General features: G+C 65.5%; 17 protein-coding genes. 9 read left to right on the top strand and 8 right to left on the bottom strand.

The genetic code is table 11. The features are described 5' to 3' along the window. Positions 1–55: 55 nt before the first annotated feature. Genes maiA through pyrE form a run of 7 tightly spaced genes read right to left on the bottom strand, consistent with a single transcriptional unit; the run spans position 56 to position 4698 of the window. Complete coding sequence (gene maiA / locus ACPVPU_RS01030) at positions 56–688, bottom strand: maleylacetoacetate isomerase (protein ID WP_448659058.1); 633 nt, start codon at positions 686–688, stop codon at positions 56–58. Further along, a complete protein-coding gene (locus ACPVPU_RS01025; RefSeq protein ID WP_448659057.1) occupies positions 685–1782 on the bottom strand; it encodes an AI-2E family transporter in 1098 nt (365 codons plus the stop codon). The genes maiA and ACPVPU_RS01025 overlap by 4 nt, the downstream gene beginning before the upstream one ends. Beyond that, positions 1779–2651, bottom strand: a complete 873-nt coding sequence (gene lepB / locus ACPVPU_RS01020) for a signal peptidase I (protein ID WP_448659056.1) — start codon at positions 2649–2651, stop codon at positions 1779–1781. Before lepB ends, ACPVPU_RS01025 begins: the two co-directional genes overlap by 4 nt. A 13-nt stretch (positions 2652–2664) precedes the next feature. Next, the gene (gene acpS / locus ACPVPU_RS01015) at positions 2665–3069 is read right to left on the bottom strand and encodes a holo-ACP synthase (RefSeq protein ID WP_448659055.1); all 405 of its coding nucleotides are present in this window, start codon (positions 3067–3069) and stop codon (positions 2665–2667) included. Continuing rightward, entirely contained in the window at positions 3066–3392 is a 327-nt protein-coding gene (locus ACPVPU_RS01010; protein WP_448659053.1) for a hypothetical protein, read from the bottom strand. Before ACPVPU_RS01010 ends, acpS begins: the two co-directional genes overlap by 4 nt. Next, on the bottom strand, positions 3389–4120 hold the full coding sequence (locus tag ACPVPU_RS01005; protein ID WP_448659052.1) for a pyridoxine 5'-phosphate synthase: 732 nt from the start codon (positions 4118–4120) through the stop codon (positions 3389–3391). The genes ACPVPU_RS01010 and ACPVPU_RS01005 overlap by 4 nt, the downstream gene beginning before the upstream one ends. Next, positions 4117–4698 (bottom strand): orotate phosphoribosyltransferase, encoded by a 582-nt coding sequence (gene pyrE / locus ACPVPU_RS01000; protein WP_448659051.1) that lies wholly within the window; start codon positions 4696–4698, stop codon positions 4117–4119. The genes ACPVPU_RS01005 and pyrE overlap by 4 nt, the downstream gene beginning before the upstream one ends. A gap of 197 nt (positions 4699–4895) precedes the next feature. Here pyrE and coxB point away from each other — a divergent pair, with 197 nt between their 5' ends. From coxB to ACPVPU_RS00955, 9 genes are all read left to right on the top strand, one after another. Continuing rightward, positions 4896–5984, top strand: coding sequence for a cytochrome c oxidase subunit II (gene coxB, locus ACPVPU_RS00995; protein WP_448659050.1), 1089 nt, complete (start codon positions 4896–4898; stop codon positions 5982–5984). Positions 5985–5987: 3 nt separating this feature from the next. Further along, positions 5988–7670: a cytochrome c oxidase subunit I gene (gene ctaD / locus ACPVPU_RS00990; protein ID WP_448659049.1), complete on the top strand. Its 1683-nt coding sequence runs from the start codon at positions 5988–5990 to the stop codon at positions 7668–7670. Between the two features lie 289 nt (positions 7671–7959). Next, complete coding sequence (locus ACPVPU_RS00985) at positions 7960–8874, top strand: heme o synthase (protein ID WP_448659048.1); 915 nt, start codon at positions 7960–7962, stop codon at positions 8872–8874. Further along, positions 8871–9008: a hypothetical protein gene (locus ACPVPU_RS00980; RefSeq protein WP_448659047.1), complete on the top strand. Its 138-nt coding sequence runs from the start codon at positions 8871–8873 to the stop codon at positions 9006–9008. Before ACPVPU_RS00985 ends, ACPVPU_RS00980 begins: the two co-directional genes overlap by 4 nt. Positions 9009–9031: 23 nt before the next feature. Then, positions 9032–9541: a cytochrome c oxidase assembly protein gene (locus ACPVPU_RS00975; RefSeq protein WP_448660568.1), complete on the top strand. Its 510-nt coding sequence runs from the start codon at positions 9032–9034 to the stop codon at positions 9539–9541. 161 nt (positions 9542–9702) lie between these two features. Further along, the gene (locus tag ACPVPU_RS00970) at positions 9703–10617 is read left to right on the top strand and encodes a cytochrome c oxidase subunit 3 (protein ID WP_448659046.1); all 915 of its coding nucleotides are present in this window, start codon (positions 9703–9705) and stop codon (positions 10615–10617) included. Between the two features lie 57 nt (positions 10618–10674). Then, positions 10675–11301 (top strand): SURF1 family protein, encoded by a 627-nt coding sequence (locus tag ACPVPU_RS00965; RefSeq protein ID WP_448659045.1) that lies wholly within the window; start codon positions 10675–10677, stop codon positions 11299–11301. A 13-nt stretch (positions 11302–11314) separates the two neighbouring features. After that, positions 11315–12712 carry a threonine synthase gene (gene thrC, locus ACPVPU_RS00960; protein ID WP_448659044.1) on the top strand — a complete coding sequence of 466 codons (1398 nt, stop codon included), beginning with the start codon at positions 11315–11317 and terminating at the stop codon, positions 12710–12712. A gap of 47 nt (positions 12713–12759) precedes the next feature. Beyond that, the gene (locus ACPVPU_RS00955) at positions 12760–13632 is read left to right on the top strand and encodes a class I SAM-dependent methyltransferase (protein ID WP_448659043.1); all 873 of its coding nucleotides are present in this window, start codon (positions 12760–12762) and stop codon (positions 13630–13632) included. Positions 13633–13724: 92 nt separating this feature from the next. On the opposite strand, the gene ACPVPU_RS00950 is transcribed toward ACPVPU_RS00955, so the two are convergent. Further along, positions 13725–14363: a heme exporter protein CcmB gene (locus ACPVPU_RS00950; RefSeq protein ID WP_448659042.1), complete on the bottom strand. Its 639-nt coding sequence runs from the start codon at positions 14361–14363 to the stop codon at positions 13725–13727. Between the last annotated feature and the right edge of the window lie 132 nt (positions 14364–14495).

Below are 14495 nucleotides of genomic sequence, written 5' to 3'. Positions count from 1 at the left end.
ATCACTCCTTGCCGGGCCGGGCGCATAGCCGCTTTGGCCGGGGGCGGCAAATCGCTCAAAGCCCGGGCCGCACCCGATCCGGATGGGCAGCGGCAAAGGCGGGGAGGGCGCAGGCGCGCGAATCGATGGCCGTCAGCCGGGGATAGGGAGCCAGATCAACGTCGAACCGACGGGCATTGGCAACCTGCGGCACCAGATAGATATCGGCGATGCCAGGCACCTCTCCGCCCAGAAAGGCCGCATCGCCCGCCATCGCCTCCAATGCTGCGAATCCTTCGTGGATCCAGTGGGCATACCATGCGTCGCGAACCGGCTTGTCCAGGCCCAGCTGCCGGTCGAGATAGCGCAGCACCCGCAGATTGTTCAGCGGATGGATGTCGCAACCGATCAGTTGCACCATCGCCAGCGCCTGCGCCCGCAGCATCGGATCGGCGGGGATCAGGCGCGGTCCGTCCTGCGTCGCATCCAGCCAGTCGATGATCGCCAGGCTCTGCGTCACCACGCCCTGGCCGGTATCCAGCGCGGGAACCAGGCCCTGCGGGTTGATCGCCCGGTATGCCGCGCCATGATGGTCGTCGTCGATCAGCGAGACGGGCTTCCGCACATGATCGCAGCCCTTCAGGTTGAGCGCGATGCGCACGCGATAGGCGGCGGACGACCGGAAATAATCGTACAGGACCAGCATCATCCGGCCTCCGCCTGGGCGCCGACCAGCGCCGCCTCCAGCGACGCGCTTTCCGCCTCACGCTCGGATTCGCGCTCCAGCGCGACCTTCAGCATGGCGACCAGCGGATCGGCCAGGGCAAGGCCCAGGACGCCGAACAGGGTCGATGCCAGCACCTGCGACGACACGGTCAGCGCCGGCGGCATATCCACGGTGTGCTTGGCGATCATCGGAATGACGACATAGCCGTCGAAATTCTGGACCGCGAAATAGATGATGATCGCGGCCACCCCCTGTTCCTGGCCCGCCGAAAAGCCGACCGCGACCATCAAGATGCCGGAAATTAGCGCCCCGATATTGGGGATGAAGGCCAATAGTCCGGTCAGGATGCCGAGCACCAGCGCCATCGGCACCCCGGTCAAGGACAATGCGATCCACGTCACCACGCCCTCGAACGCCATGCCGATCAGCCGGCCGGCCAGCAATCGGCGCATCGTCCATGCCATGCGGTCCAGCGTGATGGCAAAGTCGCGCCGCCCGCGACTGGGGACGACCCAGGCCAGGCCGCGTTCATAGATTCGCGGGTCCATCGCCACGAACAGGCCGATGATGAAGATGAGCAGCATCGTCGTCACCGCACCGACCAGCGATCCGACCGCACTGGTCAGCCGGCCGATCGATCCCGCCGCCTGCTGCGCCAGGCTGGACAGGTCCGGCCGGTCGGGCAGGATACCGGTGGCGTTGGCCCAGGCGATCAACCGGTTGCCCTGGATTTCCAGAACGACCCGCAACTGTTCCGCCTGCGCCGTGATCTGCACCCCGGCGGTATAGAATACCCAGGCAAGGAACCCGATGCCCGCAGCAAGCACGATCAGCAGCCGGACTCCGCGCCAAATCGGCAGTACGCGGCCCAGCAGGCGGACCCCGCCGTCTAGCATCGATGCAAAGACCAGTGCCGCAAAGATGATGAGCAGCGGCTGGATCAGCAGGACGACGAGCGCGATGGCGATGCCCACCCCGGCCCAGACGCTGGCTCGGCGCACCTCGCGCCGGATGAACGGATCGCGCAATTCATTGGGACCTGGCCCTTGATCGACCAGTTCCTCCATCTTGCTCATTGGCGGGCGCCGTCATCCTGATCGGGGCGCAGCGAATGGCCCGCCCGGCCGGATCGCAGCGATCCCCACCAGGTCAGCGGGTTCCACGTCCCCTCACCATCGAAGCTGAAGGTGATGAATTCGGCCCGTCCGCCGATATTTTCCCACGGTACCGCGCCGCCCAGCCCGGCCTCCGCCACGGAAAAGCGGCTGTCGGCGGAATTGTCGCGATTGTCGCCCATCAGGAACACATGACCCTCCGGCACGATTTCCGGCCCGAAATTGTCGGCGCGGGGGCGGAACTCGATATCGATCGTGTCAAAGCTGCGGCCATTGGGCAGGGTTTCGCGGTAAATGGGCAACCGACAATAATCGCGTCCATCCGCCGCCGTGAATCGAGCGCCGGGATATTGCGCGGGATCGCACTGGGCGTTCGCGTCGACCGGCACGATGCGGTCCGGCGCACGCACGCGCTTGACCGGCACATTGTTGATCGAAACGACGCCGTTATTCACCTCGATCCGGTCGCCGGGCAGGCCGATCACCCGCTTGATGTAATCCGTGCCGGACTGGGGCGGGGTGGCGATCACGATGTCGCCGCGTTCCGGCAGGCTGCCGAAGATCCGCCCGGGAATGAAGGGCAGGATGTGAAAGGTCGGGCTGACGAACGAATAGCCATAGGGATATTTGGTCACCACCAGCCGGTCGCCCTTCATCAGCACGGGCATCATGGATTCCGACGGGATATAGAATGGCTTGGCGATCAGGCTGTGAAAGCCGAGTACCGCCAGGATCAGCCAGAACAGCCCCTTTGCCTCGCCCCACCAATCGGTGCCGCGCGCGTCCGTGGCAGCAGCCTTTCTCGTCAACGCCAATGGATCGGCGGCCATAATCGTCCTTACTTCAGCTCAGCGGGACCGCCTCGATCACGACAAAGGCCTGCGCCCAAGGATGATCGTCGGTCATCGTCAAATGCACGCGGACTGCGTGGCCCGGCGGCGTCATCGCGTCAAGCCGCGCCTTTGCCCCGCCGGTCAGCGCCAGGGTGGGCGCACCCGATGCCGCATTGACGACGCCGATGTCGCGCAGGAACACGCCGTGCCTGAATCCGGTCCCCACTGCCTTGGAAAACGCCTCCTTGGCCGCGAACCGCTTGGCGAGCGTGCCCGCCATGGTGAAGGGCCGCCGTGCCGCCTTTGCCCGTTCGACGTCGGTGAAGCAGCGGTTGAGGAAGCGCTCGCCATACCGGTCGATCGACTGCTGGATGCGCTCGATATTGCACAGGTCCGAACCGAGGCCGAGGATCATGGCATCGAAATCCAGCCACCCAGAATGCAATACCCCAGGACGACGAAAGGCACAGCCATTAGGGCATAAACGAAATGTCGTTCCGAGCCGGATCGATCGGTTCGCCTGATGGCAATTGCCCAGATCGCTTGGCCCGTTGCCCATCCGGGCGTCACGACACCCCACAGGACCAACATCACGCGATCCAGTGGTTCCAGTGGCTCGAAATACGCCATCGCGCCGAACCATAACAGCGCCACGATCCAACTTGTGGCGATTGTCAGGGCCATAAACGCCACGATCCACCAGTAGCGTGCGCCGAATTGCCCCACGGACGAATTCACCGCGCCTGATCCATCAGCGCGCGCATCCGATGTACCACGGGGCCCAGCCCGTCGAAGATCGCCTCTCCGATCAGGAAATGGCCGATGTTCAGCTCGCGCAGCTGCGGGATGGCGGCAATGGGGACGACATTGTCGAACGTCAGCCCGTGCCCGGCATGGACCTCGATCCCGTTCTTGGCGGCGAGCGCGGCGGCGTCGCTGATGCGGCGCAGTTCGGCGGTCTGTGCCTCGCCCTCCAGGTCGCAATAGAGGCCGGTATGGAGTTCCACCACCGGCACCTTCAGCCGCAGCGCCGCCTCGATCTGGCGGGGATCGGGTTCGACGAACAGGCTGACCCGGATGCCGGCATCGGTGAGCGCTTCGCAGAAATGCGCCAGCCGGTTGTGCAGCCCCGCCGCGTCAAGCCCGCCCTCGGTCGTCCGCTCCTCGCGCTTTTCGGGCACGATACAGGCGGCGTGCGGACGGTGGCGCAGCGCAATGGCCAGCATCTCGTCCGTCATCGCCATTTCCAGGTTCAGTGGGATGGGCAGGCCATCCGACAGCCGGGCGATGTCGTCATCGGTGATGTGGCGGCGATCCTCGCGCAGATGCGCGGTGATGCCGTCCGCCCCGGCCTCCGCCGCCAGCAGCGCAGCCCGCACCGGATCGGGAAAGCCGCTGCCCCGGGCGTTTCGGACGGTGGCGACGTGATCGATGTTGACGCCAAGGCGCAGATGCGGGGTGCTCATGCCGCCCGGCTCCCCGGCTTGATTGCGGGGATGGCTGCCAGTTCGGGCGGTAGGGCATCCGGCGCGTAGGTCGGTACGTCCAGGCGGATCAGCGGGTAAAAGGGCACGCCCAGATCGGCGGTGCCGCCGGACCGGTCGACCAGCGATGCGGCGGCGATCACCTTGCCCCCCGCCTCGTGGATCGCCTTGATCGCCTCGCGAGAGGACAGGCCGGTGGTGACGACATCCTCCATCATCAGCACCGGTGTGCCGGGTTCCAGGCGAAATCCGCGCCGCAGGTGAAACACGCCGTCGGGGCGTTCCAGAAACATGGCGTCGACGCCCAGCGCGCGTCCCATTTCATGCCCGGCGATCACGCCGCCCATCGCCGGAGAGACGACCGCGCGGACGGCCGAACGAACCGATTCGGGAAGTCGCTCGACCAGCGCATTCGCCAGTCTGGCACCCCGGGCCGGGTTCATCAGCACCCGCGCGCATTGCAGGTATCGGGGGCTGCGCAGGCCCGACGACAGGATGAAATGCCCCTCCAGCAGGGCCTCTGCGGCCCGGAACTCGGCCAGAACATCGTCTTCGGTCATCAACGGTCCCCCGACATCACTGGGCTCCTCCTTAGGTCCGGCAATGCCCGCCCGCAACGTTTGCCAAAAAATGCCCCGATCAATGCTTGAGGCGCGGGAATTGCCAGCGTATAGGCCCAGCAACGGGTATTTTCCCGGGTTAGCGCGTGGCCCGTTCGGGCCGTAGCGCGCGGATCAGAAACGGACAAACGACGACGATGCATCTGTTTGGACCCAAATCCTTCATGCTCGCCGCCCTGCTTGGACTGGCCGGGCCGGGCATGGCCCTGGCGCAACAAGCCGCCCCGGTCGACGGTGGGGCGGTGCCCGCCGCCGTCGTCCCGACGGACGCTGCCGCTCAGGATCCGGCCAAGCCTGCCGATCCCACCCTTAACCCGGATGGCTCGTTCAAGCGCGCGCCGGTGGCCGGCGTGGGCCAGCCCGTGCCGAACGGGATCAGCCTGCAGGATCAGGTTTCGCCGACCGGGCGCGAGGGCCTGTGGCTGCACAACGTCATGCTGATGCCGATCATCACGCTGATCTCGCTGTTCGTCCTGGGCCTGATCTTCTGGGTCATCCTGCGCTATCGCCGCGCCGCCAACCCGGTGCCGTCGACCAATTCGCACAATACGGTGATCGAGTTCGTGTGGACGCTGGTCCCCGCCCTGATCCTGGTGGCGATCGGTATCCCCTCGCTGAAGCTGCTCGCCAATCAGTACGCTCCGGCCCCGGCGAATGCCGTGACGCTGAAGGCGATCGGCAACCAGTGGTACTGGTCCTATGAATACCCCGATCATGGCGGTGTGTCGCTGACCGCCAACATGCTGAAGGAGCAGGGCGAGGTCGGCCAGGGCGAGCGGTTCCGCACCGACCGCGACGGCCCCCGCCTGCTGGCGACCGACAACCGCGTCGTGCTGCCCGTCGGCGTGCCGATCCGGCTGATCACCACCGCGAACGACGTGATCCACAGCTGGGCGCTGCCCGCCGCCTGGGTCAAGCTGGACGCCATCCCCGGCCGCCTGAACGAAACGACGTTCACGATCGACAAGGAAGGCGTGTATTTCGGTCAGTGTTCCGAATTGTGCGGTTCGCGCCACGGCTTCATGCCGATCACCGTCGAAGCGGTGCCGCCGGCCGAGTTCGCCCAGTGGATCGCGGCAAAGGGCGGCACGATGCCGACCGTCGGCGCGGCTGCTGCCACGCTCGCCACGGCCGATCCGGCCGCTGCCACCGTCAATGCGGCCGATGCAGCCGCCCTCACCAACGACAGCGCGGCCGATTGGGCCGCCGGCAATCAGGGCAATTAAGCCATGACCGACACCGCACTGAACCCCAGCGCCTTCGACGCCCATGGCCATGGCCATGATCATCACGATGCCGACCACCTGCCGGGCTTTTTCGCCCGCTGGTTCATGTCGACCAATCACAAGGACATCGGCACGCTCTACCTGATCTTCGCCATCATCGCGGGGATCATCGGCGGCGCCTTTTCCGGCATGATGCGCATGGAACTGGCCGAACCGGGCATCCAGTATCTGCCCGAATTCACCAAATGGTTTGCCGGTGGCGAGCCGAGCCTTGATGCGTCGCTGAACACCTGGAACGTGCTGATCACCGCGCACGGTCTGATCATGGTGTTCTTCATGGTGATGCCGGCGATGATCGGCGGCTTCGGCAACTGGTTCGTGCCCATCATGATCGGCGCGCCGGACATGGCGTTCCCGCGCATGAACAACATCTCTTTCTGGCTGCTGGTCCCCAGCTTCCTGCTGCTGCTGGCATCGCCCTTTGTGGGCGCGGGTGCGGGCACCGGCTGGACCGTCTATCCCACCCTGTCGACGACCGGGCACCAGGGGCCGGCGGTCGACATGGCGATCCTGTCGCTGCACCTGTCCGGCGCCAGCTCGATCCTGGGCGCGGTCAACTTCATCACGACCATCTTCAACATGCGTGCGCCGGGCATGACGCTCCACCGGATGCCGCTGTTCGTGTGGTCGATCCTGGTGACCGCGTTCCTGCTGCTGCTGGCGCTGCCGGTGCTGGCCGCCGCGATCACCATGCTGCTGACGGACCGTAACTTCGGCACGACCTTCTTCGATCCCGCCGGTGGCGGCGATCCGGTGCTGTACCAGCATCTGTTCTGGTTCTTCGGCCATCCCGAAGTGTACATTATGATCCTGCCGGGCTTCGGCATCGTCAGCCAGATCATCTCGACTTTCAGCCGCAAGCCGGTGTTCGGCTATCTCGGCATGGCCTATGCCATGGTCGCCATTGGCGTCGTCGGCTTCGTCGTGTGGGCGCACCACATGTTCACGACCGGCCTGAGCGTGAACACCAAGATGTACTTCACACTGGCGACGATGGTGATCGCGGTGCCGACCGGCATCAAGATCTTCAGCTGGATCGCCACGATGTGGGGCGGATCGATCAGCTTCAAGACCCCGATGGTCTGGGCGATCGGCTTCATCTTCATGTTCACGGTCGGCGGCGTGACCGGCGTCGTGCTGGCCAATGGCGGCGTCGACGACATCCTGCACGACACCTATTATGTCGTCGCGCACTTCCACTATGTGCTGTCGCTGGGTGCCGTGTTCGGCCTGTTCGCGGGCTTCTATTACTGGTTCCCCAAAATGTCGGGCAAGATGTATTCGGAACTGCTCGGCCAGCTGCATTTCTGGGTGTTCTTCATCGGTGTGAACGTCCTGTTCTTCCCGATGCACTTCCTGGGCGCCCAGTCCATGCCGCGCCGCTATCCCGACTATCCGGACGCCATGACCTATTGGAACCAGGTTGCCGGATATGGCTACATCATCATGGCCGTCGGCATGGCGATCTTCTTCATCAACATCATCTGGTCGCTCGCCGCCGGTCGCAAGGCCGAGGGCAATCCGTGGGGCGAAGGTGCCACGACGCTGGAATGGACGCTGTCCAGCCCGCCGCCGTTCCACCAGTTCGAAACCCTGCCGGTGATCGAGGACGCCAAGGCGCACTGATCGACGAGCCGTCGGACGGGAATGAACGAACGCCCCGGGGGAAACTCCGGGGCGTTTCGTTATCAGCGATCGGACGCATTCGTACGAGAGCGGTCGGCCTGATCCTCGGCGAAGGGGCGGGGCAAGGACGCGTCGCACAGGCGGCAGGTCGGTCTGCTGACCTGTTGCCGGGGCCGCATTGCTAATTGCACTGGCGATGGATGTGCGCGAGCGGGCCGATCCGGGCACGCCGAACAGCGCAGCGCCCTTCCTTCGCCGTAATCGCGCCTATATAGGGCGGGCGAGAACAATGATGACCCAGACCCCCGCCACCCCCGCAGCGACCGTCGCCATTCCCGCCGACTGGCGCGATTTCCTGGCGCTGACCAAACCGCGCGTCATGACGCTGGTGGTCTATACCGGCCTATGCGGCATGCTTGCCGCTCCGGTGCAGTTGCCGCCGGTCCTCGCCTTCACTGCCATCCTGTGCATCGCGCTGGCGGCAGGTGCGGCGGGTGCGCTGAACCAGTGGTACGAAGCCGAACTGGACGCCAAGATGAAGCGGACGGCCAAGCGGCCACTGCCTGCCGGGCGCATGGACAAGCAGTCCGCGCTGCATTTCGGCGTCGGCGTCGGGGCCGGGTCGGTGATCCTGATGGGCCTGGCGATCAACCTGGTCGCTGCTGCCTGGCTGCTGATCTCCATCCTGTTCTACGTCTATATCTACACCATCTGGCTGAAGCCGCGTACGCCGCAGAATATTGTCATCGGCGGGGCTGCTGGCGCGTTTCCCCCGCTGATCGGCTGGGCTGCGGCGACCGGCGAGGTGACGGCGCTGCCGTTCCTGCTGTTCCTGTTGATTTTCATGTGGACCCCGCCGCATTTCTGGGCGCTGGCGCTCTTCGTGAAGCTGGATTACGCCAACGCAAATGTGCCGATGCTGCCTGTCGTGGCAGGCGAGCGGGTGACCCGGCACCAGATCGGATTGTACACCATTCCCATGGCGGCGGTCGCCATCGCGCCGTGGCCGCTGGGGCTCACCGGGGCGATCTATGGCTGGTCAGCGATCGTGCTGACGGCAATCTTTGCCGGTTTGACGGTGCCGGTCGCATTCCGCACCTCCGGTACCGACGACGCGATGCAGCCCGAAAAGCGGTTGTTCAAATATTCGATCCTGTATCTGTTCGCCCTGTTCGGGGCGCTCGTTTTCGACCGGTATCTATGATGACGCCCGACCAGGAAAAACTGATCCGCCAGCGGCAAAAGTCGCGTTCGCGGGTGACCGCGCTGTTGCTGATCGCCTTTTGCGTGCTGATGTTCGGCATCACCATCGCCAAGATCAAGGCGGGGTTCCAGTGATCGACGCCAAGCTGCGGACAGCGATGCTGGCTGCGCTGGGCGTGGCGGGGATGACTGGCCTCGGCTTTGCCAGCGTGCCGCTGTACCAGATGTTCTGTCAGGTCACGGGGCTGAACGGTACCACCAATCGGGGCGACGCGGCTCCCGGCGCGACCGGGCAGAAGGTGATCGTCAAGTTCGACAGCAACATCAGTCCGGCACTGCCCTGGCAGTTCAAGCCCGAACTGGGTTCCGTCGAAATCGATATCGGCGCGCGCGACATGGCGTTTTTCACTGCGCGCAATACCGCCGCCGTTCCCACGGCCGGCACCGCTACCTTTAACGTAACGCCTGCCCAGGCAGGGAAATATTTCACCAAGATCGAATGTTTCTGTTTCACGCAGCAGACGCTGAAGCCCGGCGAATCGATCCGGATGCCCGTGATCTACTTTGTCGATCCCCGGCTGCGTACCGATCCCGATACCAAGGATATCGAGACGATCACGCTCAGCTATACCTTCTATCCGTCCAAGGATGGCCAGCCGGCGGGCTGACCGGGCGGTTGCAGCCGGTTCGCGTGCCCCGGTCCATTATTCCTGCGCTCCCGCGAACCCAGGTGGTTCGGTTCAGTCGCCGCCACCCCGTTCCGACCGTTGACGCTCCGCACCCCGCCGCTTAAGGCGTCGGGTGAAATCTCATTGTTCAGGGACGGATCATGGCCGGAGCCAAGAACCACGATTATCACATTCTGCCCCCCAGCCTGTGGCCGTTCATGGGGTCGATGTCCGCACTTGCGATGGCCTCTGGCGGCATCATGTGGATGCATGAAGTGGTCGGCGGCGGCTGGCTGTTCCTCGCCGGTCTCGCGGGCGTGCTGGCCACCATGTATTTCTGGTGGGCCGATGTGGTGCGCGAAGCGAATTCGGGCGATCACACGCCCGTCGTCCAGCTGCACCTGCGCTATGGCATGATCCTGTTCATCGCATCCGAAGTCATGTTCTTCGTCGGATGGTTCTGGGCCTGGTTCGATTATTCGCTGTTCCCGGTGCCACTGGAAATCGACGCCGAGGGCGCCGTCACCAATCTGCTGGGCCAGGAAGGCGCAGCGGCGCTGATGCAGTGGCCGCCCAAGGGGCTGGAAGTGGTGGATGCGTGGGGCTTTCCCCTGCTCAACACCATGATCCTGCTCTTGTCTGGCACCACTGTTACCTGGGCCCATCACGGCATCATCCACAATGAGCGCGGCGGCGAGATGAAGGGCCTTTGGGGCTTGATCGGCGTCGGCGACAAGGATTCGGCCAAGAAGGGCCTGTGGCTGACCATCATCCTGGGCGCGATCTTCTCGGCGGTGCAGGCCTATGAATATGCGCACGCACCGTTCGGGTTCGGCGGATCGAACTTCAGCTCCGCCTTCTACATGGCAACCGGCTTCCACGGCTTTCACGTGCTGGTCGGCACGATCTTCCTGATCGTCTGCCTGGCGCGGCTGTATCGCGGCGATTTTACCCCCCGCCAGCATTTCGGTTTCGAAGCGGCCGCCTGGTACTGGCATTTCGTCGACGTCGTTTGGCTGTTCCTGTTCGTCGTCGTCTATGTATGGGGCGGCTGGGGCGCGCCGGTTCACGGCTGAGGATCAGGGGGCGGGCATGGATTTGCCCGCCCTCTTCGCATCCGGTGGGATGAGCGAATGAAGCTGCCCGTCATCCCGACCATCATCGTTGCCGCCGCCATTGCCACGATGATCGGGCTTGGCGTGTGGCAGCTCGACCGGATGAACGAAAAGCGGGCGTTGCTGGCCCGCTATGCCGCCAACATCGATCAGCCAGTGATGGCATTTCCCCGCCATGCCGATCCGCAAGCGCTGTTCCGCCGGGCCAGCCTGTTCTGCCTGGAGGTCGTGCGCTGGGACGTGCGCGGCGCTGGCAAGGGGGGGTACCGACATATCGCCCAATGTCGGACCGGCGCCGAAGGCGCGCTGGTCCCCGTCGACATGGGCACTGCGCGCGATCCCAACGTCAAGGCGCAGTGGCGCGGCGGCGACGTGACGGGCACGATCACCGAAGCGCCCAGCGAACAATCGGTGCTGGCCGACTGGCTGGGGGGGCAGGGGCGCGCCCGTGCGCTGATGCTGATTTCGGATGCGCCAGCGCCCGGCTTGGCTGCCAGCCCGCGTCCCGATCCGGCGAATGTGCCCAACAACCATCTGGCCTATGCCGGGCAATGGTTCTTTTTCGCAGCCGTTGCAGCGATCATTTATGTCCTGACGCTCAGAAAGCGCGCAACAAAGCTTGCTCCGCCGCCACCCGGCGTCTAATCGCCCGCCCATCATGCGGTATGTAAGCAGCAGGGGGAATGCGCCCGTCCTGAATTTCCGGGACGTGACGCTGGCGGGGCTGGCAAGCGATGGCGGGCTGTATCTGCCGGAGGCCTGGCCGACCCTGTCGCGCGAAGCCATCGCGGCGATGGCCGGGCTGGATTATGCCGAAACCGCCGTGCGCGTGATGATGCCGTTCATCGGCGATGCGTTGTCCGAAGACGAGCTGCGCGCATTGTGTACCCAGGCCTATGGCCGGTTTTCGCACCGCGCCGTCACCCCGCTGGTTCAGCTGGATCACCAACACTGGTTGCTGGAATTGTTTCACGGCCCGACCCTGGCGTTCAAGGACGTGGCACTGCAACTGCTGGGGTTGCTGTTCGAACGTTTTCTGACGGGCACCGACCAGCACTTGACCATCGTCGGGGCGACCAGCGGCGACACTGGATCGGCGGCGATCGACGCGGTGGCCGGGCGTGCCGGCATCGACATCTTCATGCTGCATCCCGAGGGCCGGGTCAGCGACGTGCAGCGGCGCCAGATGACGACGGTGCTGTCGCCCAATGTCCACAACATCGCGATCCAGGGCGATTTCGACACCGCCCAGGCGCTGGTGAAGGCGATGTTCAACGACTCCGGCTTTTCCGGGCGGTTCCAGTTGTCGGCGGTCAATTCGATCAATTGGGCGCGGCTGATGGCGCAGGTGGTCTATTATTTCTATGCCGCCGTCCGGCTGGGCGCGCCGGAACGGTCGGTCGCCTTTTCCGTGCCGACGGGCAATTTCGGCGATGTGTTCGCCGGCTATGTCGCGGCGCGTATGGGCCTGCCGGTGGCAAAGCTGGTCGTGGCCACCAACGTCAACGACATCCTGCACCGCGCGCTGTCGACCGGCGATTATTCCAGCGGCACGGTGACCGCGACAGCCACGCCGTCGATGGATATTCAGGTGAGCAGCAATTTCGAACGGCTGCTGTTCGATCTGGGCGGGCGCGACGGATCGGCAATGGCGGCGCAGATGCGGGGGTTCGAATCGAGCCGCGCCATGCGCCTGACCAATGCCCAGCGCGAGGGGGCTGCCGGGCTGTTCACTAGCGCACGGGTCGATGCGGACGGCATGGCACAGGCGCTGCGCTGGGCGCATGAGGGCGCGGACGAGCTGATCGATCCTCACACTGCGATCGGCCTGGCCGCCGCGCAGGCCCATGCCAGCGACGACGTGCCGATGGTGACGCTGGCGACCGCGCACCCCGCCAAGTTCCGCGATGCCGTTGAGCGGGCAACCGGCCTTCGACCGACCCTGCCGTCGCGCGTGGGCGACCTGTTCGAGCGCGAGGAGCGATACGATGTCCTGCCTGCGACCTTCGATGCGGTGATCGGCTTCATCGCCGAGCGGGCGGTGGCAAGGGCATGACCGCGCTCCTGCTTTCGCAGGAGCACGTCAGGGCTTAAGGGGTGCCAATGACCCTCATCACCCTGACCGGCGAGCCGTGGCGCGACTATGGCCTGATCGACAGCGGCCATGGCCGCAAGCTGGAACGCTATGGCGACTATCGCTTCGTCCGGCCGGAGCCGCAGGCGCTGTGGGCACCGGCAAGCGCGGACTGGGCCGCGCATGGCGAGTTCGTGCCGGGTGCGGACGAGGATGGCGGCGGGCGCTGGCGGTTCGACCGGCCGGTCAATGAACGCGGATGGCCGCTGGCCTGGCAGGAAGTCAGGTTCACCGCAGCGCCGACGCCGTTCCGGCATCTCGGGTTCTTCCCGGACATGGCCCCGGTCTGGACCTGGCTCCGCGAGCAGGTGTCGGGCAAGCACGATCCCCAGTTCCTGAACCTGTTCGGCTATACCGGGGTAGGCACGCTGGCGCTGGCGGCGGCGGGTGCACACTGCGTCCATGTCGATGCGTCCAAGAAATCGGTGGAGGCGGCGCGCGCCAATGCCGCCCTATCGGGCATGGCAGACAAGCCCGTGCGCTGGCTGGTCGAGGATGCGACCAAGTTCGCCGCGCGCGAGGTGCGTCGGGGGCGGCGCTATGACGCAATCCTGCTCGATCCGCCGAAATGGGGCCGCGGGCCGAACAACGAACTGTGGAAACTGGAGGAAGGGCTGCCCGGCCTGATCCGCGATGTCGCGGAACTGATCGACGGGGAATCGCGGGCGGTGTTCCTGACCGTTTACGCCGTGCGGATGTCGGCGCTGGCGATCGGCGAATTGATGGCACAGGCGTTTGCGGGCAAGGGCGGCCGGGTGGAAGCGGGCGAACTGGGCGTGCGCGAAGAGGCGCGGGGGCTGACCCTGCCGACGGCGATCTTTGCGCGGTGGAGCCGGGATTGAGGGCATCCGTGTTCCTGCGAAAGCAGGAACCCAGAGCATCATGCGATGCGCTCTTCCGCTCTAGGCGCCTGCTTTCGCAGGAGCACGGATAGCTAAGAACGCCCCATCCGCATGGCGGCCCCCGCCACGAATGGCGCGGCGGCGGTGATGGCCAGGCTGGTCGCGGCGAGGAGTTGCACCGCGCCCGCGCCGCCAGACAGCATTCCCGCGCCAAAGATCAGGATCGGGATGGCCAGCGGCAACATCATCAGCCCGGCGACCGCGCCTGCCCCGCGCAGGCCAGCGACCAGCGCGCCGGTTGCCACGGCCAGCGCCGCCAGCCCCGGCGTGCCGATGGCCAGGCCCAGCATCACCTGCACCAGCACCGGGCCGGACAGGTTGAGCAGGCCAGCGCCGATCACCGCGCCCAAGGCGATCGGCGGGGCAAAGGCCAGCCAGTGGCCGGCGATCTTGCACGCGGCGAACAGGCTCATCGACGTGCCGCGCAGGGCCAGTTGATCGGCAACCCCGCTATCCATGTCCGGCGCGACCAGCCGCTCGACGGGCAGGAGTGCGGCAAGCAGGGCGGCGGCCCAGATCACCCCGCCGCCGATTTGGGCGAGCAGATCGCGGTCCGGCCCGATGGCGAGCGGGAACAGGATCACCGCCAGCAGGAAAAAGGCGACGACAAGGCCTGCGCCGCCGCCCGCATAGCCGCGCCGCACCTCGCGGGTGATGAGGGGGAGGATCATGCTTCCACCCCGATGGGCTCATAGCCCCTCCCCCTTGGGGGAGGGGTTGGGGTGGGGGATGGCTGGACCACGGACTGTCCGCCCTTCCACCCCACCCCAACCCCTCCCCTGAAGGGGAGGGGCTTTAACAAG

It is taken from the genome of Sphingomonas paludis (assembly GCF_053502515.1).
Note: the sequence above shows the minus strand (reverse complement) of the source record. Positions and strands in the feature narration are given on the sequence as shown.